This window comes from Bacillus sp. JJ1533 (assembly GCF_036965045.1).
In the GTDB taxonomy this organism is placed as follows: domain Bacteria; phylum Bacillota; class Bacilli; order Bacillales; family Bacillaceae_L; genus Ferdinandcohnia.
This window is the reverse complement of record NZ_JBALOV010000062.1, coordinates 1-25288: the sequence shown is the minus strand read 5'-3', so window position 1 is coordinate 25288 and position 25288 is coordinate 1. Positions and strand designations below refer to the sequence as shown.

The following is a 25288-nucleotide window of genomic DNA, read 5'->3' as shown; positions in this document are numbered from 1 at the left end:
ATTATATGGACTTAATCGAAATAAGAGTGCCACTGTCAGAATCAGACATGCATTTGGACACAAGTCACAAAAAAGATTGCTAACCTGTCAAAATCAAGGCGGATTTTGGACTCAGACCACAGAAAATCCCGCTGACGTGTCAAAATCAACCACCCTTTTTCGATGAAAATAATCCTTCTTTCCCACTTTGGCTAAAATTTTAAAATCAAAAAAGAGAAGGTCAGTCCTCCCCTTAGTTTTGACGCGTATTTTTCGAATATCCATTACGCGAGCGGTACTGCTGTGGTGCTCTTGCTGGGTAGCGCAATGGGAAACTGAACATATGCACGAGCTTTGTAAATGGAATTGATGCAAATAACAGAAACGACAGGATGACATGAATTTTAAACAGGGCAGGAACTCCTAGCATTAATTCAGGCTGTGGATTAAGTGTGAATAAGCTTCGAAACCATGGCCCAATTGAAATTCGATACTCGTATGCGGCTAGTAGGAGCAAAGGATATGCTGTCCACCAGAAATGTACTTCCATTCAATGACCTCCGTTCACATTCATGAAGCAAAGATTCAACTTATCCACATAAGAACATTTGTTTTCCACAACATGTGGATCCTTTTGTGGATAGATTTGAAATCGCACCCATTTTATTTTTCCACAATATCCACGTTATCCACAGAAAAGAATCGTTTTTATCCACATTATCCACAAAGTTATGAACATCATTGATAAAGCATTGGATATGGAAGCTCTTCTAAATCTGCTTCTTTTCGTTGATTTTCCAGCACGGTGATTTCCTCCGCCTCTGGTGCTTCAAAGACAAACATCATTAATAGGTCGAGAACCCTGTGTTATGGATTCGAATCAAAAAGGTTTTTATGAATTCGATCAAAAAATAGAGTAAGACGATTATTCACTGACAAGAGAATAGTGATTTTGAATTATGTATTTATTTAAATTAAAACTTCACTATTAAATTACTTTTTGCCATAGTACAAAAAATTAAAATTAATTGCATCCACAACATTACTTATACAAACATTGGGATGCAATTAATCACTTTTCACTTTTTGGTCGATAAACTAAACCCAATTGCTAATTATTAACCATACTTCTTTTAAGGGTTTCAGAGACTGCGCCGATGAGCCCCTACACCTGCAAACCCGTGAGCTCCTCCAAATCCATGGGCTCCGAACCCGTGAGCTCCAAACCCAGCGCTTCCAACTCCTAAACCGTGGGCTCCAAATCCAGGAGCTCCGAATCCAACAGGGAGACTTCCTATTCCAGTAGGGAAACTTCCTAATCCAGTGGGGGTACCTCCTAATCCATAAGGATATCCTCCTAATCCAACAGGGAAGCCGCCTAGTCCGACAGAGAAACCGCCATATTCTACAGGGAGACCTCCAAAAATCATGCTAATACCAGGAAAATAACCAATATTACGGTAAGACGAATCATAATTGTGCAACATCATATTTTCATAAAAATTCATTCCCATTCTTTCTCCTCCTCAGGTCATTTCGATTTAGTGTATGTGTCCAATTTAAAAGAGGAGTAGACATATGCCTATACATATATTTACGGCATAAAAAATAAGGCGTTATATATAAGTCTTATAAAAAACCTATATGTAACATCTTATTTGAGGTAATTGCATATTGTTCACCTGTTAACATTCGTATTTCTTGATCATATTATAATCTTCTGGTGTATCGACATCTCTAACTTTTTCAATCTCGGTGTCATACAAAACCTTTTTCTTTTCATCATAATTTATGACTATTTTCTTAGCGCCAATATCCCCTTCCAATTCTATCAGTTTAGGAAATGTTTCTTTTGAAAACAGTATGGGAGGATAGACTATTCCCTTATGTCTGTACCCTAGAATTTCTTTCAATTTATTCGAACCATATGCCTTAATAAGATAATTAATCATTTGAGAAGTTACAAATGGTTGATCGGCGAGCAAAATAATCACTGCATCTGCGTTCATTTTTATAGCTTCCTTTAAACCCATTTTTATTGAGTAAGACAGCCCCCTATCGTTCTCTTTTAATTGAATAATATTCCATCTCTTCTGATTTGAGTTCGATTTTAAAGTCGAATCAACCCAGTGCAATGAATCATTACTGTTTGTCATAACCAGAATATAATCTATCGCAGACTCAAGAGCGTTTTTTAAGGCAACAGATCCTAAAGGAAGCCCCCTAAACTCAAGCCATAATTTATTTTCTCCCATTCGACTACTCTTTCCCGCTGCGAGATAAATGCCAACCACTTTCATTTGTAGCACCCTCCGCCAATGATCTACCTCTGATTACTAAAATTATTTCTGCAATGATACTTATTGCTATTTCAGTAGCTCCCTGTGCACCTATTGACAAGCCTACTGGGGCTGAAACCCAACAGGGTTTGCTATTTTCCCCAATCAACAAATCAATTCTCTGCTTGGATCCTAAAATACCAAAATATCGAAGGTTCATTTTTAATAGAAAGGATACAATTTCTTTATCCCTTTTTAAATTATGAGTCATTAAGACAACATAATCTTTATGAGTGAAGGTGAATTTCTGAAAAATATCCTTTGGAAACCCAATGATGAACTGATCGGCTTGGGGAAAGTAGTCTCTGTTACAGAGTGACTCACGCCAATCACAAACAATGACTGAAAACCCTGTTTTTGCTGCTAATTCCACTAAAGGTTTTACATCCGGGCCAGCCCCAAATATGATCAGTCGTTTTTTGGGTGTATAGGTATGGTAGTATACTAGATTTGAGAATCCTGATTTATTGTGCCACTTGCTATTATCGAAGGTTTTTACCCGTTTATCACCAATCAATTCCCCATTTTCAGTAAGGTAGCCTGAAAATTCAACTGTAAAGTTCGAGGAAAATTTGATTACATGTAAAACCCATCTGCCACTTTTAAGTTGGTTATGAACTTTTCTTAAGTTTTCCTTAAAGTGATCATCCACCAATTCAAGTAAAATATAGATTACTCCTCCACAACCTATTTCTTGTCCCCATATTACATCATCTTCTGCCCTTGAATTGTAAATAATCGTTTTGCTTTTGCCATCTTCGAATACTTCTTTCACCCCGTAGCTCAAATCTTCTTCTATGCAGCCGGGGCTAATCAGGCCAATTTTTCTTCCATCCTCAAAAAACAACATAGAGGTTCCTTCCTTTAGATAGGCAGAGCCCTCTACTTTAATGATTGTTGCCATTACACTTGGTTGAGTACTCGTTATTGCTCGTTCTATGACTTGATAAACATCGTTCATGTTATCACCAACTTGCTCATAACTCATGATCATTCGTAAAGTCTATGACTGATTTGACCGCTTTCTCGATTTCCAAATAACTAGTACAGCGGCAGATATTTGATTCAAGCCACTTCGTTATTTCTTTATCCGTGGGGTTCTTCCTCGATTTTAGTAAAGAATGGCAATTCATAATAAAACCCGGTGTACAATATCCACATTGAAAGGCAAAGCAATCTATAAATGCCCCTTGAATGGGTGCATCTAGTCCTTCAATCGTTATAATTTCTTTTCCAATGGACTCGACTGCTAAAGAAAGGCAGGACTTTTGGGCAATCCCATCCATGATAACCGTACATGCCCCACAGTCACCGTTTAAACAGCCAGGTTTGGCACCTGTTAACCCCAGTTGATTACGTAAAACATCTAAAAGAATATCTGACATTCGAAAGGATACCTCTGATTCCTCACCATTTATCAGTAACGTTGACCTTTGACTGTATTCAGATGTCTTCATGTCCCTCTCCTCCTAATGTTTGCAGCACATCATAAAGGATATTTTTTAATACAAAAATTCTGTATCGTGAAGTACCTTCCGTATCATTTAAAACAGGTACATTTAAACTATTAATTGCGAGCTCGACTCTCTCTTTATGGGAAAGCTCTGTTTTGTTTAGAGCATCCTCCATTTGATTTGAACGAAATGGAAAAGGAGAAAGGCCACTAATTGCAACTCTGATAACCTGTTCAACTTTAAGAGCAGCCACTGTAATCAATGGATAACCTGTGTTCCATTGTCTTCTTCTTTTTATAGTAAAATAGGGCATTTCTAAAAGTTTTCGATTTGTTTTAATTTGTATTAGAAACTCGCCCCGTTTTAATAGAAGCTGCTCATGAAAGATTTCCGTAATCGGAACACTTTTTATTCCTTGGTTATTTGCAATGACCATGGTGCTATCTGTAAGTAAAAAAGGCAATACCGCTTCCCGATAAAAAATCTGTCCGCATATATTTCCACCGACTGTAATCTTATTTCTAGCTGTACGGTCAGCAATTTCGGCAACTGTTTTACTCAATAACGGAAACAGGTTTCTCTCCTCAATAGTGGTTAGTGTAAGAGTAGCACCTAATATCAGGAACTCCTCATTTAACTCTTGAACATTGCATTCAAGGATGTCATTAATATCGATAACTGAACCAGTTCTTACGATATTTAATCTTCCTAATGTAATAATTTCAGTTCCACCAGAATAATACATTGGAGATTTTCCCTCTTTGTCTAAATCTTTGAATAAACTTACTGCTTCCTGATAGGTTTGGGGTTTGTGGTACTCGAAATCATATGAGATCAAATCACCTCCCCCTTACATCTCCAAATTAATTCAGGCGTCACTGGAAGTTCATCTAGCTCTACACCTGCTGCAAGAGTTAGGCTATTAGCAAGTGCTGCAGGCATTCCTAATAATCCGTGTTCTCCAACCCCTCTCGCCCCATAGGGAGCGTCTACCTCTGGTGTAGTCACAAAATCTACAAGATAATTCGGATTTTCTCCGTAATGAATCGGTCGATATGTTCGGAGCTGTAGGTTTGTTACTCTGCCTAAATGATCAAAAACGAAAGTTTCTCTTCCGGCGTAAGCTAACCCCATACTCATAGCTCCCATCACCTGACCGAGTGCAGCTTTATGATTCAAGACAGCTCCTATGTCTACTACCGATGCGGCATTTATTAGTTTGTAGGTAAAATCTCTTTTATCGTATTCCACTTCGACAGCATGGGCTACTACAGTCCATTCCGGCCCGGGTTGACCAGCGCCTGTATGAGGGTCTAGCTTTGTCATTCTTCTTAAAACATATTTCCCGCGACCAATAATCTGTCCGCCAATTGTATTTCCATTTGGAAATTTATATCCATAGACGACTTCTTTAAAATCCAAACTAACTTTTGGATCATCACGTAAAAACACTTTACCATTAGCTACTTCAAGGTCTTCTGTCGATGTCCTTAATACACAAGCAGCAATGTCCTTTATTTGTCTAATAACATCTTCTGCCGCTTCTAACACCGCTCTTCCCCCCATAAAAGTACCTCTACTGGCGACTGTCTTCCAATGCTCAGGGGTCGTTTGTGTGTCAATCTTCATTCTTACATGTATTTTATCAACGCTGACCTTTAATCTTTCTGCAAGTATTTGAGCCAGGACGGTTTTTGTACCTGTTCCAATTTCAACTACACCTGACATTAAGTTAATACTTCCGTCTGGATTAAATGTAAGGATAGCGCCGGAACTTGCGTCCGTATCAATGGTTGATGTTTTCCAACTGCACGCAACCCCCTTAACCCGAATCTTTCTTTCATTTACTTCTTCTATTTGGCCCTGACTCCAGTTCATCAGTTCTTTTAAACGATCAATACACTCTGGTAAATTTCCCACATTGCTTCTGTTTAAAACAACCTGTGTCGGAGTTGTGTGTCCAGGCAAAATGGCGTTTTTCTTTCGTAACTCAAGTGGATCTATTCCTAATTTTCGCGATAATTTATCCATTGTTCGTTCAAACGCAAATAATACTTCCGAATGACCAAACCCTCTGAACGGACTTCCATATGGGTGATTCGTGTAGATACATAATGAATTGCACCATACATTTTCTATATGGTAGGGTCCTGTACAATCAACTCCTCCAGCTCGGCTTACATCAATCGCTTTATCGGAATAGGCACCACCATCGAAAAGGTATAGCATTTCAGCAGCTTTAATAATCCCTTCTTTTGTACATCCAATTCTTACTTTCGCTTCTAAACCAACATGACATGGGGCAGTTGTTAAATCTTCTTCTCGTGTATATGTAAGTTGTACACGTCTTCCTCCGACTGCTCGCGAAGCAAGATAAGCAAGAATTTCCCATTGAACTGGAGCCTTTCCTCCATAGCCTCCTCCTACGAAGGGGGTTTCAACAATGATTTTTCCTACTTCTATATTAAAATAAATACTAAGTAACTTTTTCACCATGAATGGTGCTTGGGAGGAAGTCGTAATGTAAACATATCCATCTGGTTTTATTTCTGCTGTTGCACTTCTCGTTTCCATAGCTGCATGGCTAGATGGGGAAAACCTATATGTTCCCTCTACAATCACTTCCGATTGCTTCCAGCCCAGGTCCATGTTCCCTTTACGTATTTTTGTCGTATTTGCGATATTTGAATTGGGTATAGGATAGGCAGTTCCTATAATTTCATAATTACCTAAGTTTGGGTGTATGATTGGAGAATCTTCTTTGAGTGCTTCTGAAGGATTATTAACGACGGGTAGTAATTCATATTTTATGTCAATCAATTCTGCTGCTTTTTTGGCTATTTCCGGGCGTTCTGCCACTACAAGAGCTACAGGCTCTCCATAGTAACGTACCCTCTCTACTGCAATGGGAGGACGATCTCTTATTTCTTCACCCGTAAGTGGAAAATCACTCCTTCCAACGATAATTCCTTTTACACCAGGAATTTTTTTAGCTGCTGTTTCATCTATTGAAACAATTTTTGCATGTCCATATGGACTTGTTTTCATGCTCACGTGAAGTGTATTAACCGAACGTTCGTCCGCTGTATACTTTGCTCTTCCAGTCACCTTATCATTGGCTTCTTTTCGGATCACACTCTTCCCAATAATATTTATTTTTTATCACCCCTTATTTCATTTTCTTTATAATATATGGATGCATTTTGAGAACTTTCCTCTTTTCTTTTTTGTTAAAATCATAACCAGCAACAAAAAAAAGAGGACAAATTGTCCACTTTTTTGCGTTTGTATAGGTATACGTGTGAACGTTTCCCTAAACAAGCTCTGTCATAAATATTTCTAGTTTTATTCATGACATTTGGGTTGAATCGCTTTCTTTTCTCTCTGTAAAAAAGAAAAGAAAAACGCCCACGGCTAGTGCCATTAAAAAAATTTGATTATCTGAAGGTTTAATCGTCGGTAAATCAGTTAAAGACATTATGTCCACTCCTTAAAAATTTTTAAAAATCGCATTGTCAACATCAAAATATTTCGAAACTATTTTTCTATAAAAGCGATAGTTTTGCTTCAGAATAGGGAGTGTTGGTTCATATAGGGGTGCCCCAAAAATTGGACCACTAACATTAATGGAAAATCGACTTGGCCCAAAAACAGAGCCTATAACTCGAATCGCATCCACAAGTAAAAGAATTGCGATAATTACATCTATAACATCAACTATAGCAGTTGAGATTTCATTTCCATTTTTCCCCTCTAATCTAGCTCTTCCAAAAATGGGGCCGCTTAAAGAAAGACTAAATTCTGGTGGTGTAATAAACACTCCAATTATTGTTATTTGCCCCGTTAATAATAATCCAGCTGTAACAATATTTAGGTCTCTTTGAAGAGAGGCAATAAATTCGATATCCCTCTGTATATTATCTTCATTTTGCATCGTACCACACCCTTATGATTATCATATTCCAGTAAAGACCAAATGTTAATGATAGTTCGACCTAATTTCTTTAGATGTTTGGTGGGTGGCAAGACTCCATCGACCCACATGACAAAGGTCATATAAGGTGATGATATTTTCAGGTGGCATTATAAAGGACATTTTTTTCGTGCAATGCAAAGTAGAGATTTTGAGAATCTTTAGATACCTCTATTATGTATTTGTGTCATTGTTTATGCCTATTGCTTTTTACTTTGTCTTTAAGAGAATTTTCAATTCAGGAATGGACGATCAGCAGTTATGGAAGGCGCATTGACAAGGAACTTGACTCGTAAAATAAGAGGAAGAGAAGCGCTATAACACGCTTCTCTTTTTTGTTGGAGGTTTGAATAATTTGTTCCAGGTTAGGGGTGTTTAGTATCCACCACCGACATATGAAGTACCAACAATGATAAGCAGGATGAAAAGTACAACAATCAATGCAAATCCTGCACCCATAGTGTGTCCGCCGCCTTCGTAGCTCATAGAAGCACCTCCTTATTCGAAGATATCATAGACTATGAATCAAGCTCATGATCCGACATGGACAAGCGTGGATTTTAGAAAAAACGGGATTTCGTCTATGATGTAGAACTTCAGTTTTCTAATTGGTTTAATAATGTGTTTTGGCACATCAATCACATTTATACGGTTCACATGGACAACTGGCTGGATGATTGGATGGACCCTTCTAACAAACTCATTTCTGACTACATACTTCGGAGGACAAAAAACTGGTCTTGTACGAAACATTCTTATTTACACATTCCTTTTATTTTTAGTAGATGTAAATGTTAGACATGTTGCAACGGATAAATATATTAGAATGCTCTAAAAATAGTTTTATTAACTAGCAATAAGAGAAGAATGACAAAAAGTGGACCCCAAACGTACCTGGGTCCGGTCAAGTTTTTTGTGAAAATATCCGATGCCATATTAATTGAAGGAGACCTGCAACTAATACACCGATTAGTGTGTCTCTCAACCTATCTATGGCGTAGCTCTTTGATTGATGTTCAAAAACAAACACAAATAAGATCGTGAGTGAAACCTGATGGAGGACCTTTTTGTCCAATTTTAAATACATGGAGATGTAACACCCTACAAGGATTAAAATACCCAAGCTCCACCCCTCAATGGGTAAATGTTTTGCTATCAAGACTGTCACAAATATTCCGATAATCGTTCCTATCATACGTTTTATCGAAAGGCTAATCGTTTTATCCATAGTATATTGAATCGTTAGGATGACAGTAAGTGGAGATAAATAAGGATGGTGGGACCCTAAAAGCTCGGATAACTCCCATGATAGAATAGAGCCTATTGATAATTTCCATGCTAAGATAGATAATTTTTCATTAAAAAGTTTGTTTTTCTGTAATTCCATAGGAAACCTCATTCATTTTTACTTTTATCGTGCAGACATTTACTATTCCTAGTTACTCGTTCGTTTGCACTTTCTAAATAAAGCTTAACCCTGGCTTTATGTTAATATGCAAGGGATATTATCGTTTCTCTATTCAAAAGCACATAAAAAAAAGCATTGGAGCCATTCCATGCTTTTTCGTGGACTATTATTACTATTAATTGATTTCATTTGCTTATGAATTTCGAATTTCTCTCCTTGTAACGTACCCCTTACCCTACTTTTTAAAGCTTTTTTTAAAAAGTGAGAAGAGTCCTTTTTTCTCCTTTTTATTTGGTTGTGACAAATTTGGTTTTACTTTATAACCGATATAGATATCCTCTTTGTCAATCGCATAGTCAAACGCGAGCACAAGTCCGAGGTCTGAATTGTATTCTTTATTTGTAACAATTGTATATTCAATATTATTTGCAACCGCTACCTTCACATATTTGGATAAAAAGCGATAATCTATATGGCCGTTTAAGTACATATGTACTTCCTTATGTTTTTTACAAGAATCTTGTATCTCTTGATATACCTTATTTTCTCGAACCTGGGACTGTGTCAGTGCAAATTCAACCCGTTCTCTAATGGTCCCCAGGAATTTTTTCCGCTCTTCTGGTTTTATTTCCTTTGCCCCATGTATCCCCTGTTGAAGATAATCGTCCACATTTGTTTTCGTCATACCCGGTCCTCCTCTGCATTGTCCTTTTTAGTTATCTCCCATTATAACAATATCTTGCTCCTTTTATGAGTATTCTGGTCTGCATGTCTATGTTCAAAAATGTTAGTGCATATACAAAGAAAGGTTGAGGAAGAGATAAATTGTTAAGAAGTTTATGTTCGATAAATCAGACCTAAATCAATTAGGAGCATCCGGGGAATGCTCCATTTTTTTATCTAGCAATATGCACTTTAAGCTGTTTTCCTTTGATGGTTGTATGTTTCATTTTTTCTAAAACTAACTGTCCTTTACCGTTTAGAATATCAACATAGGTTGCATTCTCCTGGATGGTAATGATGCCAATATCCTCAGCCGTGACTCCGGGTATTTTTGCAATCGTACCAACAAAGTCCACTACTCTTAGCTTCTTTTTCTTTCCACCATTAAAGTATAGCTTTACTATATCCTTGTTTACTTTCTCCGCTTTATCGTGTTTAAGACGTGGTCTTGTGTTCATCTTTTCGTCAAATGCTGCTTTTGCACGAGCAATCTCCACATTACTTGGAGATTCGATTTTCTTAATTTCTTCCCCAATGTAGTTTTCGATATCTTTCACTACATTCTCTTCTCTCGATGTTGAAAAAGTAATGGCTTTCCCCGTTTTACCTGCTCGACCTGTCCTCCCGATTCGGTGAACATATCGTTCTTTGTCCTGAGGCACGTCGAAACTGATGACAAGAGAAATATTTTCAACATCTATTCCCCGTGCTGCAATATCAGTCGCAACTAAATAACGAAACTTACCCTTCTTAAAATCATCCATCACCGCAAAACGGTCTTCTTGAACCATACTACCATGGAGTTTGTCACATGAATAATTGGCTTTTTTCAACTTTCGATATAATTCATCCACACCCTGCTGTGTCCTGCAGAAAATGATACAACTATCCGGATTTTCAATGATCGTAACAGCCTTTAAAAGGGAAAGCTTGTCTTCTTCCTCAGTCTTTATTAAGAAATGATTAATATTGGGTTTAGCTGCATTTTCAATGTGTATATACACAGGTGATTTCATATATTGAACCGAAAGATTTTCGATATCATCCGGTAAGGTTGCCGAAAATAACATGGTCACTCGAGCTTTTGGCAATGCTTTGATAATAGCTTCTACCTGCTCAATAAAACCCATATTCAACATCTCATCCGCTTCATCAATCACTAAAAACTTAAGGTTGTCCACATTCAAGCTACCCTTTTCAAGATGATCCAGCACTCTTCCAGGTGTGCCGACAACAACATGCGTCTTTTGTTTTAGCTCTAGCTTTTGTCGTTCATAAGATTGCTTTCCAAATATCGCAGTCGCTTTTATTCGTTTAAAGCGACCAATATGAATTACATCATCCTTCACCTGTGCTGCAAGCTCTCTAGTTGGAGTTAAAATCAGAGCTTGTGGTCTGTTTTCCTCCCACTCGACCATTTCACAAATCGGAATGGCAAATGCTGCCGTCTTACCACTTCCAGTTTGCGATTTTCCAACAATATCTTTTTTTTGCAAAGCAACAGGAATGACCTTTGCTTGAATTTCAGTCGGTGTTTGATACTGCAAACCCGATAGTGCCTTTACGATTTCATTACTTAAATTAAAGTTAGCAAAACTCTTCATGGAACGACCTCGTTTTTTTCTTTTTATTATATCCTTTTTTCCCATCATGCTTGTCTATCCGTTTTTTGTCGAATTTTTGGTACATATTCTCTTTGACATTGTGTAGAAGTTGTAATAACTTAGTATAGTTATTGAAACATAGAATTGAAATTAATTTACTTAAAATATATAAAAAAAGAGGTGGATCGATGACGGCAGACCAACGAAAAAAAATGATCATTTTGATGATTAATATGTTTATTGCAATCGGAAGTTTCGGGATTATTATACCCATTTTACCTGCTTATCTTGAATCGATTAATGAGGGTGGAAAAGCAGCTGGCCTGATGATTGCCATATTTGCAGGAGCACAATTTATATTTTCACCAATAGCTGGAAAGTGGACGGATCAATATGGCCGTAGAAAAATGATTATCTATGGACTTAGTGGTTTAACACTTTCCATGTTTATTTTTTATTTTGTGAATTCGATTTGGCTACTGTATGCATCTCGCGTCGTTGGTGGAATTGGTGCAGCCCTTCTCATTCCCTCAATATTTGCCTATGTTGCAGATATCACGACAATGGAACAACGTGCAAAAGGGAATAGTTACATCTCAGCGGCAATGTCCCTTGGAATTGTAGTAGGACCTGGGATTGGCGGATTTTTAGCTGACTTTGGCTTGAAATTTCCTTTCTTAATATCCGCCTTGGTTTCCCTTGTATCCGTTATTTTCTCCTTTGCGGTCCTAAAGGAGAGCCAACAAAAAGTAGATGGCTTCATGCCCGTTGATGATGAAACCATGGCAAAAAAACTGGTACGCTCAGTACGTATGCCATTTTTCATCCCATTGATTATCACACTTGTAATGAGCTTTGGTTTAATGGCATTTGAATCTGTCATTGGTCTGTTTGTTGATAATCAATTCAATGCAACACCACAGGAAATCGCCTTGATGGTCACATCAACTGGAATTGTGAGTGTCATTGTTCAATTATTTGTTGTGGATCGCATGGTCACTCGCTTTGGAGAAGGAAAAATTTTAAATATTTTTATTGCTGTAGCTGCTGTCGGATTCCTTTTTTCAATATTTGCAAATAGTTTTGAACAATTTTTTGGCATTTCACTACTCATCTTCCTTGCAACTTCCATTCTTCGTCCGGTGTTAAACACATTGATTTCGAAGCTTGCCGGGAATGAACAAGGATTTGCAATGGGGATGAACAACGCCTACATGAGCATTGGAAATATATTAGGACCGACACTTGGTGGTTTATTGTATGACGTCCAGATTATCTATCCATTTGTGTTAGGGCTTTTACTTCTAATGATCACTTTATTTATTACCATGCTTTGGCAAAAAAACACAAAGTCGAAAACTCGTATAAAAGCATTGATATAAAAATAAGCGTATGGATTCGGATGTTTTCCGAGGCCATGCGCTTATTTATTATTTATGGACTTTTCTATTCTCTAAATAAAACACAAAGAAGGTGACCTCATATTGGTCACCTTCTTCCATGGTGGGACAAAGAACCTGTCCCTATGTCCCTAATGAACTCCACCTGAATGCTCGCAAATTTCATATAAACGATTCATTCGGTAGATTACTATTTGGTGGTCATACATTTCGACGATTCCTTCTCGTTTCCAGCCGTTTAAGAGACGATTAACGCTTTCACGAGTGGTGCCAATAAAATCACCTAAATCCTTGTTTGTTAACTCGATTGCGATCAGGATTCCATCCTTACATTTGACACCGTGTGTTGTAGTTAGTTTGATTAATGTCGACGCAAGTGCACCTTGTTTGTCAAGGAAAAGGAAATCGTATAATTTGTTTTGCATAATCCGTTGAGTCCAGCCAATCCAGCCCATGAATTCAACTGCAAAGTTGCCGAATTGATAGAGTAACTTTTTCAAATCATTGATATGGATAATGCCAATTTCAGTTTTCTCTTCTACATCAGCGCGGTAATTATAGTATAGTTTTTCAGTGAAACCGCCAAATTCTCCAATTAAACTTCCTTTTTCTTTAATCGATAATAAGTAGTCCTTCCCGCGCTCTGAGGATGCACGGAGCTTTACTCTTCCAGAGATAATATAATACATTTTTTCCGCTTCCTCACCATCCCAAAAAAGGTGAGTCCCTGCTTCAACTTTTCGAATACGCATAATACTTTGTAATTTATTTAAATTTTCTTCAGATAAAAATTGATTGATGCTTTCATTAATTGATTCGATATGAGGAATCTCGTTATTTAGTTCTTCAACAATCATTGCCATTTTGAATCCCCCCGCTATGACTTTATACTATAATCATACGTTTAATAGTGAAAACGCGGTATCGGGGGAAGCCCTGAACTTCGCCCCCCAATTCCCCTATTTATTTTCCAGTGGTTTCCCCCTAGTCAAGCTTACTCACTAGGAAATCCCCCTAAAACAGGTCTTATTCTCATCCTTTTAAGCAGTAAAGTTAAGGGAATTCCCTGACATACAATTTCGTTAAAAAGATTTACAATAGATAGGAAGACAAATAATGATAATCAATGACATCACCATCAGTGGTTGAGGAGAGATACTCATGGACGCGATACAAGTGGAAATTGAACAAATACTTCACAATTTGTGTATAAACACATCAAGTGATTTCTCTGCGATTGCACATGTAGATCCAGGAAATCAGACAATCCGCTGGGAATATGCATATGGTTTTACAAATAACCGCTTTAAAAATATGGTGATTCGACCTGGCAAAGGGTTATCAGGCTCTGTTGTCCGTTTCGGTACAACGATGATTTTGGACAAGGATACACCAGATCGTCAGCGCACCCGACTTCAATACCCGATTATGCTTGCAGAAAACCTAGTTTCAGCGGTTGCAGTTCCTATTCATAAGAATGGAAAAGTTAGCGGAGTCCTTCTAATTGGCTCACGAACTGAAGTTAAATACACAACAGAACAAGTAGAGCTTGTAAAAGAGGTCGCTAAAGAGTTTGCCACCATAAAAAAATGAATCCCCAGATAAGGATTCATTTTTTATTTTAGCCTTCTTTTATTTGTTTGCCGGTCATATCGCTTAACATACCCGCGTATTGCACGATATCACCAGAATCATTTTTAATGGCACTGATTGTGAGCCATTGTAAGTATGTTGATTCATCCTTACGCTTGTTCCAGATTTGCCCTTGCCAGAAGCCTTCTGTTTCAATTTTTCTCCAAAGATCTTCGTAAAATTCCTTTGATTGTTTTCCAGATTTAAGAACGTTGGGCGTCTTTCCAACGATTTCTTCAGAGGTAAACCCTGTAATCGTCGTAAAAGCTGGATTCACTGAAATAATTTTTCCATGCAAATCAGTCACCATGATACCTTCGGCTGTATGATCAATGACCTGTTTTGCCAGCTCCATTCTTCCGTGATAGTACATCCACACCACAAGGATTAAACTCGCTAACGCTACCTCTGATAAGGCCATAAACCCAATCGCGTAGTGTCCTGTGATGTTGTAGAGAATCCCTAATAGAATTGGCGGGAAAAATCCACCTAGTCCTCCGATGGCAGATACAATACCATTGACAATCCCTGCTTGCTTCTGGAAATACATCGGTACTAATTTAAAAATAACTCCATTTCCTATTCCCGCACAGAAAGCAATTGTTAAGCAGCCGATTGTATACCAACCTATCGATGGAGCAAAGGAAAGAATCATTGCAGAAACGGTATAACATCCAAACACAAACATTAATAGCTTTAGAGAATGGAATCGGTCGGCTAGCCAGCCGCCAATTGGTCTCATTATGGTCGCAAGCACGATAAAACCTGCTGTTCTTAGTCCAGCGTCTATTTTATCTAAACCGAAATTTTCAACTAAGAAGTTTGGTAAATAAACCGTAAAGGCGACAAAAGAGCCAAATGTAAGAAAATAGAATAAACTGAGGAGCCATAGTTTTTCATTCTTATAGACACCCCTGATTTGTTCCATCAATGGAGTTTGCACCTTTACTTCCTTTTTATCTCCTAATAAAAAGTTTGCTAAAATAAAGATGGCAAGAACAACCAAATATAATTGTACGGTTAACGACCAGCCAATTTTGGTTGCAATCACAGGTGCGGCAAACGTCGAAATCGCAGTTCCTAGATTCCCTGCCCCATAGATTCCGTTGACAAATCCGTGTTTTTCCTTTGGATAATATTTTGGTAGGGAGGTAACCCCAACTGAGAACACCGCTCCCCCGATTCCAAGGAAGAGTCCCCCAACTAAGAGGTCTGTTACTGTATTCGCTATACTTATATAGTAAACTGGAAATAGTAATAAAATAAAACTAAGTAAAAAGATCTTCCTTGCCCCAAATTGGTTCGCGTAATATCCAAGTGGAATCCGCAAAATGGAACCAAGGATAACCGGTACGGCCGTAACCAGTGCTAATTGGTTCGCCGGGATGTTAATATCCTCTTTCATAAATGGTAAAAGAGATGAAATAAGCACCCAGACCATAAAACCAACGATAAGGTTTAAAGTTTGTAAAGGAAGCTGAAATTTTCTAACCACTTAAACCACCCCCTTTTTTCACAACATAGGTTAGGCCCGCCTGCTGGTCATAGGCTGACCACGTCTCATCACTTATGGCTACCTCTGCTGTTAAGGGTACAGCAAAAAACTGGTGACGATCAAAATACATACGGAGGTGGGTCCTATCTGGACAAAGTTCCGTCTTGATGATCTCCTTTTTTACAAATGGGGCTTTATCTTCCCCATCTTCATCTACTATCGACACTTCGACATTACCCAAAACAAAAGATTCCAAGCTTTTTATTTCAGTTAACTCCACAGCTGCTACACCCTTTCTTCACAGGATAGATGAACATTTTATAGCCTTGAAGATAGGACCAAAAAGCATCTTCAGCATGTGCTTCAATGTAAGCAATCGCTTCTTCCTCTGACTGCCACCTGCTCATACCCTTTACCTCAGCCAAGACAATGTCAATGCCTTCTTCCGTCTTTTCTTCCAAATACCAATTTAACCGAATGCCTTTAAAAAGCCTTGTTAAGAGTTCATTGACCTCATCTGTAAAACTTCCGGTTGCCTCTCTTATAAAACAAAAATCAAGATAGGTTTCACTGTTCATGTTTGTCACGCCTTTTTCAACTTTTTATAAGCAATCCATGCGACTGGAAACAACACGAGGTTTAAGCCGCAAAAGATAAGCGTATTTACATAGTTTTCATAAAAATATTGGTGAACCATTTTTTGTGTAAAAATGATATTCAAAAACAAAATGGCTGATAGGATAAGGACACCTAGGTAACTACGCTTCATAACGCTTCACCCTTACCGCGTATACTGCACCATTTTCCACCTTCACTTGAATTTCCGGCAATGGGCGTCGAGGTGGACCTGCATTCGGTGCACCCGTTTCTGCATCAAAGAATCCATGGTGACAAGGACAAACCATCTGTCCTTCCTCCTTCACCCAAAAAACAGGGCAACGCAAGTGGGTACATGCATTTTGATAGGCCACATATTTGTTTTCTGATAACTTGATTAAAATTGCATCATCATGGTCCCCTGGAAAAGTAAAGTTAGTAGAGTCACCTACTGCTAACTTACTTACATCGGTAATTTTTTTATGTGGATATTCTTTATCCCCAAGTCCCATTAATTCTTTTGCAGCGACTGCACCCCATGGCAGGGATGAAATCGCAAATACTCCTGCGGCACCAACCAATGTCTTCATGAAGCCACGGCGGTCAAGACTTCGTTCATTATTGCGGTTGATATTATGCGTGTAATTATCCTCATTAAAAGGAATCTTATTATTTTTATCAGACAGCATTTCCATCACTCCTTAGGGGACATTTCTAAAATAACTTCTCAATGCCCTGTAAAATACCAGGTAAACTAATTTTTACGTTTGTTTCTCCTTCAAGCGGCATGCTTGTTACCCATTTTCCGTTATCCAGATTATGTCTCTGTTTCTTCGCTTCAATTTCTTCATCTGTTAGCCATTGAATTGTGTTTGATGGACAAACACTTGCACACATCGGCGGAATTCCATCCTTTGAGCGGTCAATACAAAGGTCACATTTGTACATTAAGTTTTGCTCTTCATCAAATTTTGGAATTCCATATGGACAAGCAATTGTACAGTTCTGACAGCCAATGCATTTTTCAACAAGCGCAGATAGGACCGCACCTGACTCATGGATTTGAATCGCTTGTGCCGGACAGCTTCTTGCACATGCTGGGTTTACACAGTGAAGGCACATGAGAGGCATCGTCTGCCTGTTCACAAGTGGGTTAACATCATACACATAGTTTCTGTTTCGCTGTTCATGCCCTCCACATTGTGTACAAGCCGCAAGACAAGAGCGGCATCCAATACAGTTTTCAAGTTCTAAGTAAAGCCTCTTTTGCATTTACTGCACCTTCTTTACAACTAGTTTTTCAATCTGAGCAGCACATGCCTTGAACTCTGGCATTCTTGAGATTGGATCAAGCGCTGCAATGGTCAGCAGATTGATAGATTCCTCGTGACCGAAATGATAGGGAACAAACACCGTATCTTTTCGGATCGCTTCTGTGATTTTTACTTTATAAATGCTCTCGCCTCTTCTTGTAAAGAGACGAACTCGTTCTTCATGCTCAATCTCATATTTCGCTGCTGTTTCCGGATGGACCTCAACATATGGCTCTGGACACATGTCTTTCAAAAACGGAATTCGTCTTGTTTGGTTTCCAGATAAATAGTGGTACACGACACGTCCTGTTGTGAGGCGAAGTGGGTATGTTTCATCTGGTTCTTCAGCCGGCGGACGGTATGGCAATGCACAAATCTTTGCTTTTCCATCTGGATGGTAGAATTTTTTATCGAGGAACATATGTGGCGTTCCCTTGTCTTCTTCATCACGGCACGGCCAGAATACCCCGTCTTGCTTATCAATTTTATCCCATGTTGCACCGTAGTAATCTGCATATCCACCCTTACTTGCAAGGCGGAATTCATCAGCAACATCTCTAGCTGTTTTTAAGTGTGAAAAATATTCTCCTCTGCCAAGACGCTCAGCTAGCTCAACCTGCATCTGCCAATCAGGCTTTGATTCGCCAATTGGTTCTTGAGCTTTATTAATTTTGATAATGCGCCCTTCAAGATTTGTTACAGTTCCCTCGTCCTCAGACCATGTCACAGACGGAAGTACGACATCTGCAAATTCGGCAGATTCAGATAAGTAAAAGTCCGCACAAACCATGAAGTCAAGTGATTTAAGAGCCTCTCTCACAAAGTTTAAGTTCGGTGCTGAGACAGCTGGATTTGAGCATAGTAGATATAAGCCGCGAATCGTTTTTTGCTCCATGAGCTCAAACATTTCATACGCTGAAACACCTGGTAGCGGCATTTCTTCCGGTGTGATTCCCCAAACTTGGCAAACCTCTTTCACATGCTCTGGGTTTGTCAGTTTGCGGTATCCCGGTAGAAGGTCCGATTTTTGACCATGCTCACGGCCACCCTGCCCATTTCCTTGACCTGTGAAAGTCGCGACACCAGATTTTGGTCGGCCGATTTTTCCTGTAACAAGCGCCATATTTGTATAGCCGGATACATTGTCTACCCCTTTATGCTGCTGCTCAATACCACGGGCAAACATAACCACGGCGTTTGGTGCTTTTCCGTAAATTTCAGCAGCACGTATGATTTTTTCTGGAGCAACTCCTGTAAGTTGACTCGTATATTCAGGTGTGAATTCCTTCACAAGTTCCCTCGTCTCATCAAAGCCATTCGTATGGTTGGCAATAAATTCTTCATCTGCATATCCATTTTCAATTAGTAAATGTAAAATTCCATTCGCTAAGGCTAAGTCTGTTCCTGGTTTTAAATCAAGATGCACATCTGCTCGTCTTGCTAATGGTGTTTCACGCGGGTCCGCAACAATGATGTATCCTCCTCGTTCCTGAACGTTCCAAACACGGAACATCGAGGTTGGGTGACACTCTGCCGTGTTACTTCCTGCAATAAATAAACAGTCCGTTTCATGAATATCTGTCCATGGAAGTGTTGATCCACGGTCAACCCCAAAGGAGCGAAGGAATCCGCCGGCTGCACTCGACATACAAAAACGTCCGTTGTAGTCGATATAGCGGGTACCTAGTGCTACACGAGCAAACTTTCCTGTCAAATAGCATTTTTCATTTGTCATTGATACGCCACTGAAAACGGATAACGAATCCTTGCCGAATTCCTCTTGCAGCTTCTTAAAGTTTTTGACGATTAAGTCATATGCCTCATCCCAGGTTGCTTCCCGAAAGCCTTTTGTTGTTCCTTTTAAAGATGCATCATCACGAATAAGCGGCTTTAAAATCCGGTCCTTATGGTTCGTTTGCTGGTATGCCGTAACTCCCTTCGGACACATTTTTCCAACGGTTACAGGCCAATCATAGCGTGGTTCGACACCAATAATTTTATTGGTGGCTGTGTTGACTCTTAGGTTCATTCCGCATTGCATCCCACAGTAGCTACAGTGTGTTTTAATTAATTTTTCGTTCGGATGAATGACATTTTTGACCTCTTTAAAAAACTTATCCCTTTGCATTCTGATTTGCCTCCTTGACTTTTACTTGGTGCGTCGGGAAGCCGGAAAATTGTGCAATCCGGTATTTTCTGCGACATGGCAGACACATTTCTGCCAAATGGTGTCCCTCTTTTGTTTTAAAATGAATATCGTTCACATCAAGTACATTGATGACATCTTTTGATTGTTCAACGGAAACAAAGCCCGCTCCACAAACCTTGCATTTTTTCGTTTCCTTCTCGGCATAATGCTCTCGATAGTTTCTCGCCAACACACTCATTGGACGGAATGGAATATGAGCAAGCTTTCCAAATGGTAAGTAAATCAATGTGATAATGACTGACCATTGGTGAATCAAGGACATAACAGGCTGCCCCCAGCCATGTAAGAAAATATTCATGAAGGTTAAGAGTAAACCTGTAATACTAACGAGCAAAAGCATATAAAGCGGCATCAAATCATAGATGAATTTTTGCTCAGCTTTTGCCTGAAAGTTTTTCACTCGACGGTATAGCGCCATACACACTCCAGCGATTACCATAGTAGCCGAAATATTTAATGCGTTATACGAAAGATTCGCAATGATTCCGTCCGCTGGTACTGTCATGACTTGAATTCCCATCGCGATAATGTTGTAATAACCGAGGTCGTCCATTGTGAAATACATCCAACCGAAGACTAGCGGAAATGTAACTAAACAAGAAAGAATGCAACCCCAACCAATTAGAACGTGTTGGGTCCATCGGTAAATTCCCCTATTCCAGATGAAATTGTATGTACCCAAATGCTCAACTGACGTTTTCGGTGTGGATTTTCGAAACAGCAATTTCAAGCCCTTTTTAATGATGATCTTTGTTGGTGGTCTTTCCCCCCAAGCAATAAAGCGATAAAAGAAACCTCCAATAAAAACAATTGTTCCAACCATATAGCCATAAAGGTTTAAATCAACATGAGTAAACATTCTTGTTCCAATAAATGATAAAAAGGCCAGCCCTAGCACAGATAAAAACATGGACTTGGCAAACTTTGAAGCAAATGCATTGTTATAAGCCGGTGACTGGTTCTTTTGAACTTCAGCAGCTCTTGCCTGCATAGTAATTCCTCCTCAATCGATGAACTTACATTAATTGTAGAAGATGTGTGATTTAAAACATATCAGGGAACCTCCCTATCTTTGAGGGAAAACTCCCTTATTTGTAACAACTTCTTGAACTCAAAATCACGTAAGGAACATGTTATAATAAAAACATTGGATAGATGGGGAGGTTTATCGTGGTTAAACTACTGATTGTTGACGACCATGCCGTTGTCCGTTCGGGGCTAATGATGCTGTTGAACGGTAAAAATAATATAGAGGTTATTGGGGAAGCATCTGAAGGTGACGAGGCAATTAAAAAAGCAAAGGAATTAAACCCTGATGTCGTACTCATGGACTTAAGCATGCCACACGGAAAAGACGGATTGACTGCTACGCAGGAGCTTCATGAGCTTATGCCGGACATAGCGATATTGATTTTAACGATGCACGATGATGAAGAATACTTATTCAGGGCCATTCATGCTGGAGCATCTGGTTATATTTTAAAAAATGCTCCACATGAGGATTTGCTCGGGGCGATTGAGTCTGTTTCTTCGGGCAATGCTTACTTAACCCCTTCCGCAACTAAGGTGTTAATGAGCGGCTATTTAGATCGTGTTAAAAATGGCGATAACTCAGACTCTTTTGCTTTGCTGTCTGAGCGTGAAAAAGAAGTACTTGAATGGATTGCTAAGGGATATGCCAATAAAGACATCGCAGAGCATCTTGTGATTAGTGTAAAAACTGTTGAATCTCATAAAAGCAATTTGATGGAAAAACTCGGTTTGAAAACACGACCTGAACTGGTGAAATATGCAATGAAGAAAGGATTGCTACATTTTGAATAAAATTGACCGACTCAAACACCAATCAGAAATTGGCGGTCCAAACGTCGTTACACTTTTGGCTGATCTAGAAAAGCATATTGAGGATCCAAATTTTCGTACCGATGTAGAAAATTCCTTGCGACATCTTGCAGATTTAACATTTGCACTGGATGAATCCTCGATAGTGGCGATCACCGATCGACAAGGAAAAATTGAATACGTCAATAATAAATTTTGTGAAATCTCAAAGTTCTCGAAGGAAGAGTTAATTGGACAGGACCACCGAATCATTAATTCTGGTCACCATGACAAGGAGTTTTGGAAGGAAATGTGGCGAACCATTGGGTCTGGACACGTCTGGAAGGGTGAAATTAAAAACAAAGCGAAGGACGGTTCCTATTATTGGGTCGATACGACAATTGTTCCGATTTTATCTGAGAATGGACGCCCTAATCAATATTTGGCTGTCCGTCACGAGGTTACTGCTTTAAAGGAAACCCAGGAAGAGTTGAAAAATATGATGACCCGGGTGATCAGTATCCAAGAGGAGGAACGGAAACGTTTTTCCCGTGAGCTCCATGACGGAATTGGCCAAAGTATGTTTTCATTATTGATTCAGCTCGATCAGATGCTTAGTGAAAAAACAGATGAGCGCCTTGGCCGCTTACGTCAGGATGTTTCTTTTATGATGGAGGATATCCGCAGTCTAGCCTGGGAGCTTCGACCATCTGTTCTGGACGATCTAGGCGTTGTGCCAGCTCTTCGCAAATACATCGAAAATTACACCAAGCATTACGGAATTGATGTGGAGTTTGAATGTACATTAAAGACGCGCCTTGATATCCACAAGGAAACAACGATTTATCGTGTCGTCCAAGAGGCGCTAACGAATATTGCGAAATACGCTAATGTGTCTGAAGCGGCTGTGAAGATTCATGAAGGAGATTCCGATGTTACCGTTGAAATCATTGACAATGGACAAGGCTTTACGAGCGATGAAAAAGGGAACGGTGTCGGTCTGTTTAGTATGGAAGAACGTGCCCGTGGTATCGGTGGCAGCATTACTTTGGAGTCTGAGGTTGACAAAGGGACAAGGTTAAGATTGGTCGTACCGAAGTAAATAGTTAGGAGTTGGGCCTGCTGTTGGTGCAGGCCATTTTTAGGTCCATTTTTTCTGATACGTAGATAATATCACACCCCCTACGATAAAGAGTGAGCCCACTATCTCTGCACCCGTTATTGGCTTTGAAAGTATGAGTAACCCCATTATCATTGCAACAAAGGGTTCCAAATTTGATAATACCGAAGCCTTCGATGCATCAACAAACCGAATATAGTTATTCCAGATCAGATTTGCAAGGCCATGTACAACAACGGCCGTTACAATTAGCAATGCCCAGTCAGATACATTTGAGCTTATCCTTATTGTTGAGTCTAGTATAAAAGCAAATGGAAGTGACACAAGTAAGCCTACTATATTTGAGTATAGTGTAATAGCTAGTGGCGATATTCGGCTCGAAAGTTGTCTTGTCATGATAATCATAATTGCAAAGGTGACCATCGTTAAAACGATCCATAAAAGTCCCTTGTCCACATGGATGGAAGCAAATGTCCCTTTTGTCACAACAAAGTAAATTCCTATTATGGCTACCACAGATCCAAGTAACATGCGTATTGTTATTTTTTCCTTTAAAAAGATGGCTGCTAAGATACCCGTTAAAATGGGGGTTGTTGCTAAAACCAATGCAGATGTGGTTGGGTCAGCTGTTTGCAATCCTTTAAAGAAGGACCATTGGTTAATGAAAACCCCAACTACCCCTAGAATAATAACTGATAAAAGGTCAGATTTATCGATTTGGTTATGGTGTTTTTTAAATGAGGATAATCCAATTAATAATAGGACAATAAACAAAAGTCTCAACATCGTTAACATGGTCGGGGAAAATGCTAAAACTAATATTTTCCCAAATACAAAATTGCTCCCCCAAACCACGACACAAAAGGTGAGCCAAGAATAAGCTTTAAACATCTAAAACACCATCCATTGATTACGCTAATTTGATATTATTTTGCCTCGATATAACAATTGTTATTACAATTTTTCTTTGAATCTACTAAATTTTCAAATATAATGAATTTATTAACTAGAAAAGGATGTGGACTATGATAGTTAAACACCGTACCAAATCCGATGAATTAATTACTTTTGACATTTTAAATAAGCGAATCGAGTTATCTAGCAAGGACAAGCAGTATTATTTAAATCTAAAAAAAGGATACGAAGGTGAATTATTATTCGATTCAATGACTGAAAAGCTTCAATGTGAATGCTTAATATTAAATGATTTGTTACTTGAGGTGAATAACACAATCTTCCAAATTGATACCTCTATTTTGATTGATGGGAAACTTCAATTTTATGAGGTGAAAAATTTTAAAGGTGACTATTACTTTGAATCGAATAAACTTTTAAAGAAACCCAAACATGAAGTGACGAATCCCCTCCTCCAAATGAGTAGAACTGAGTCTTTATTAAATCAATTGCTTCGCACCCATGGATGTCACCTCCCAATTAATGCCTCTGTTGTTTTTATCAATCCTACTTTCACCCTTTACCAAGCACCCCTAAATTTACAAGCTATTTTACCTACCCAAATAAAAAATCATATGAAAACACTTGATGCCAACCCATCAAAAATAAATGAAAGACAGAAAAGGGTTGCTGATTTGTTAGTGTCATTACATATCACTAAATCTCCCTATTCTAAGATCCCTGACTATCATTACGACGTTTTACGAAAAGGGATTACCTGTGAAGAGTGTGAATCCTTTTCCGTTGTTATTGAAGGTAGGTTGTGCGTTTGTAAAGAATGTGGACACAAAGAATTGGTTTCAAAAGCTGTATTACGATCTGTTTCGGAATTTACGAGTTTATTTCCAGATAGAAAGATTACGACAAATATTATTTATGATTGGTGTCAGGGAAATCCATCGAAAAGAAGAATTCAATATGTACTAGCAAATAATTTTGAGGGTAACGGCGTACATCAATGGACTTATTATGAGTAAAATAACATAAATTTTTTGAGAGTTCTTATGTAAAATCCTTCATCAAATTTGGTTAAGGATTTTTTTATGAATTGTCTATTTTTAAGTAAGAAGAACTACTTTTCATGGAAACGATCGCTATCGTCCAGCCTAAAATCGAAAATGAAGACCTATTCTCAAATTTATGGTACTCAATTGCGTCTTCATCAACCTGATGATAACTGTTTGACTGATTTCCCCGACGCCTTTTCGTCTTTATTACCCCGATGATAACCGTTTAACCGAATTCAACAACGCCTTTTCGTCTTCAT

27 protein-coding genes and 1 pseudogene are annotated in these 25288 nt (G+C 38.7%); 5 read left to right on the top strand and 23 right to left on the bottom strand.

All coding sequences use genetic code 11. From position 1 onward, the window contains the following. Positions 1-232 precede the first annotated feature (232 nt). The 13 genes and pseudogenes from V7138_RS24820 to V7138_RS24760 all read right to left on the bottom strand — a co-directional run. A pseudogene (locus V7138_RS24820) lies at positions 233-487 on the bottom strand (respiratory nitrate reductase subunit gamma); the annotation flags it as partial. Positions 488-1121: 634 nt separating this feature from the next. Further along, complete coding sequence (locus tag V7138_RS24815; protein ID WP_335402641.1) at positions 1122-1493, bottom strand: hypothetical protein; 372 nt, start codon at positions 1491-1493, stop codon at positions 1122-1124. 171 nt (positions 1494-1664) lie between these two features. After that, entirely contained in the window at positions 1665-2279 is a 615-nt protein-coding gene (locus V7138_RS24810; RefSeq protein ID WP_335402640.1) for a nucleotidyltransferase family protein, read from the bottom strand. Beyond that, complete coding sequence (locus V7138_RS24805; RefSeq protein WP_335402639.1) at positions 2239-3279, bottom strand: XdhC family protein; 1041 nt, start codon at positions 3277-3279, stop codon at positions 2239-2241. Before V7138_RS24805 ends, V7138_RS24810 begins: the two co-directional genes overlap by 41 nt. A 16-nt stretch (positions 3280-3295) precedes the next feature. Beyond that, positions 3296-3775, bottom strand: coding sequence for a (2Fe-2S)-binding protein (locus tag V7138_RS24800; RefSeq protein WP_335402638.1), 480 nt, complete (start codon positions 3773-3775; stop codon positions 3296-3298). Then, entirely contained in the window at positions 3762-4610 is an 849-nt protein-coding gene (locus V7138_RS24795; protein ID WP_335402637.1) for an FAD binding domain-containing protein, read from the bottom strand. Before V7138_RS24795 ends, V7138_RS24800 begins: the two co-directional genes overlap by 14 nt. Next, the gene (locus V7138_RS24790; RefSeq protein WP_335402644.1) at positions 4607-6928 is read right to left on the bottom strand and encodes a xanthine dehydrogenase family protein molybdopterin-binding subunit; all 2322 of its coding nucleotides are present in this window, start codon (positions 6926-6928) and stop codon (positions 4607-4609) included. Before V7138_RS24790 ends, V7138_RS24795 begins: the two co-directional genes overlap by 4 nt. A gap of 193 nt (positions 6929-7121) precedes the next feature. Continuing rightward, complete coding sequence (locus tag V7138_RS24785; RefSeq protein WP_335402636.1) at positions 7122-7250, bottom strand: hypothetical protein; 129 nt, start codon at positions 7248-7250, stop codon at positions 7122-7124. Positions 7251-7262: 12 nt separating this feature from the next. Next, the gene (locus tag V7138_RS24780; protein ID WP_335402635.1) at positions 7263-7706 is read right to left on the bottom strand and encodes a hypothetical protein; all 444 of its coding nucleotides are present in this window, start codon (positions 7704-7706) and stop codon (positions 7263-7265) included. Positions 7707-8120: 414 nt separating this feature from the next. Continuing rightward, a complete protein-coding gene (locus V7138_RS24775) occupies positions 8121-8231 on the bottom strand; it encodes a YjcZ family sporulation protein (protein ID WP_335402634.1) in 111 nt (36 codons plus the stop codon). A 418-nt stretch (positions 8232-8649) separates the two neighbouring features. After that, positions 8650-9132 carry an FUSC family protein gene (locus V7138_RS24770; RefSeq protein WP_335402632.1) on the bottom strand — a complete coding sequence of 161 codons (483 nt, stop codon included), beginning with the start codon at positions 9130-9132 and terminating at the stop codon, positions 8650-8652. A gap of 256 nt (positions 9133-9388) precedes the next feature. After that, the gene (locus V7138_RS24765) at positions 9389-9838 is read right to left on the bottom strand and encodes a YueI family protein (protein WP_335402631.1); all 450 of its coding nucleotides are present in this window, start codon (positions 9836-9838) and stop codon (positions 9389-9391) included. Positions 9839-10049: 211 nt separating this feature from the next. Further along, positions 10050-11480: a DEAD/DEAH box helicase gene (locus V7138_RS24760; RefSeq protein WP_438824402.1), complete on the bottom strand. Its 1431-nt coding sequence runs from the start codon at positions 11478-11480 to the stop codon at positions 10050-10052. A gap of 188 nt (positions 11481-11668) precedes the next feature. Between V7138_RS24760 and V7138_RS24755 the strand changes: the two genes are divergently transcribed. Further along, complete coding sequence (locus V7138_RS24755) at positions 11669-12862, top strand: MFS transporter (RefSeq protein WP_335402630.1); 1194 nt, start codon at positions 11669-11671, stop codon at positions 12860-12862. A 149-nt stretch (positions 12863-13011) separates the two neighbouring features. Here V7138_RS24755 and V7138_RS24750 read toward each other — a convergent pair whose 3' ends face one another. Further along, positions 13012-13743 (bottom strand): Crp/Fnr family transcriptional regulator, encoded by a 732-nt coding sequence (locus V7138_RS24750; protein WP_335402628.1) that lies wholly within the window; start codon positions 13741-13743, stop codon positions 13012-13014. Positions 13744-14041: 298 nt separating this feature from the next. Here V7138_RS24750 and V7138_RS24745 point away from each other — a divergent pair, with 298 nt between their 5' ends. Beyond that, entirely contained in the window at positions 14042-14473 is a 432-nt protein-coding gene (locus V7138_RS24745; RefSeq protein ID WP_335402626.1) for a GAF domain-containing protein, read from the top strand. Positions 14474-14501: 28 nt separating this feature from the next. Here the strand turns inward: V7138_RS24745 and V7138_RS24740 are convergent, their stop codons facing one another. From V7138_RS24740 to V7138_RS24705, 8 genes are read right to left on the bottom strand one after another with little or no spacing between them, the layout of a single operon-like run. Next, positions 14502-16007, bottom strand: coding sequence for an MFS transporter (locus tag V7138_RS24740; protein WP_335402624.1), 1506 nt, complete (start codon positions 16005-16007; stop codon positions 14502-14504). After that, positions 16000-16287 carry a hypothetical protein gene (locus V7138_RS24735; RefSeq protein WP_335402623.1) on the bottom strand — a complete coding sequence of 96 codons (288 nt, stop codon included), beginning with the start codon at positions 16285-16287 and terminating at the stop codon, positions 16000-16002. The genes V7138_RS24740 and V7138_RS24735 overlap by 8 nt, the downstream gene beginning before the upstream one ends. Then, positions 16274-16585: a hypothetical protein gene (locus tag V7138_RS24730; protein ID WP_335402621.1), complete on the bottom strand. Its 312-nt coding sequence runs from the start codon at positions 16583-16585 to the stop codon at positions 16274-16276. The genes V7138_RS24735 and V7138_RS24730 overlap by 14 nt, the downstream gene beginning before the upstream one ends. A gap of 5 nt (positions 16586-16590) precedes the next feature. Continuing rightward, positions 16591-16776 (bottom strand): hypothetical protein, encoded by a 186-nt coding sequence (locus V7138_RS24725; RefSeq protein WP_335402619.1) that lies wholly within the window; start codon positions 16774-16776, stop codon positions 16591-16593. Further along, complete coding sequence (locus V7138_RS24720; RefSeq protein ID WP_438824401.1) at positions 16766-17293, bottom strand: ubiquinol-cytochrome c reductase iron-sulfur subunit; 528 nt, start codon at positions 17291-17293, stop codon at positions 16766-16768. Before V7138_RS24720 ends, V7138_RS24725 begins: the two co-directional genes overlap by 11 nt. A 25-nt stretch (positions 17294-17318) precedes the next feature. Next, positions 17319-17876, bottom strand: coding sequence for a 4Fe-4S dicluster domain-containing protein (locus V7138_RS24715; protein WP_335402617.1), 558 nt, complete (start codon positions 17874-17876; stop codon positions 17319-17321). Next, the gene (locus V7138_RS24710) at positions 17877-20045 is read right to left on the bottom strand and encodes a molybdopterin oxidoreductase family protein (protein ID WP_335402616.1); all 2169 of its coding nucleotides are present in this window, start codon (positions 20043-20045) and stop codon (positions 17877-17879) included. It abuts the gene before it with no gap. After that, positions 20032-21117, bottom strand: coding sequence for a hypothetical protein (locus V7138_RS24705; protein WP_335402614.1), 1086 nt, complete (start codon positions 21115-21117; stop codon positions 20032-20034). The genes V7138_RS24710 and V7138_RS24705 overlap by 14 nt, the downstream gene beginning before the upstream one ends. A 179-nt stretch (positions 21118-21296) precedes the next feature. Here V7138_RS24705 and V7138_RS24700 point away from each other — a divergent pair, with 179 nt between their 5' ends. Both V7138_RS24700 and V7138_RS24695 read left to right on the top strand, forming a co-directional pair. After that, complete coding sequence (locus tag V7138_RS24700; protein ID WP_335402612.1) at positions 21297-21950, top strand: response regulator transcription factor; 654 nt, start codon at positions 21297-21299, stop codon at positions 21948-21950. Further along, positions 21943-23049: a PAS domain-containing sensor histidine kinase gene (locus V7138_RS24695; RefSeq protein ID WP_335402610.1), complete on the top strand. Its 1107-nt coding sequence runs from the start codon at positions 21943-21945 to the stop codon at positions 23047-23049. Before V7138_RS24700 ends, V7138_RS24695 begins: the two co-directional genes overlap by 8 nt. Before the next feature lie 39 nt (positions 23050-23088). Here the strand turns inward: V7138_RS24695 and V7138_RS24690 are convergent, their stop codons facing one another. After that, positions 23089-23958, bottom strand: a complete 870-nt coding sequence (locus tag V7138_RS24690) for a DMT family transporter (RefSeq protein WP_335402608.1) — start codon at positions 23956-23958, stop codon at positions 23089-23091. Positions 23959-24092: 134 nt separating this feature from the next. Here V7138_RS24690 and V7138_RS24685 point away from each other — a divergent pair, with 134 nt between their 5' ends. Continuing rightward, a complete protein-coding gene (locus V7138_RS24685) occupies positions 24093-24998 on the top strand; it encodes a nuclease-related domain-containing protein (RefSeq protein ID WP_335402606.1) in 906 nt (301 codons plus the stop codon). Positions 24999-25288 lie beyond the last annotated feature (290 nt).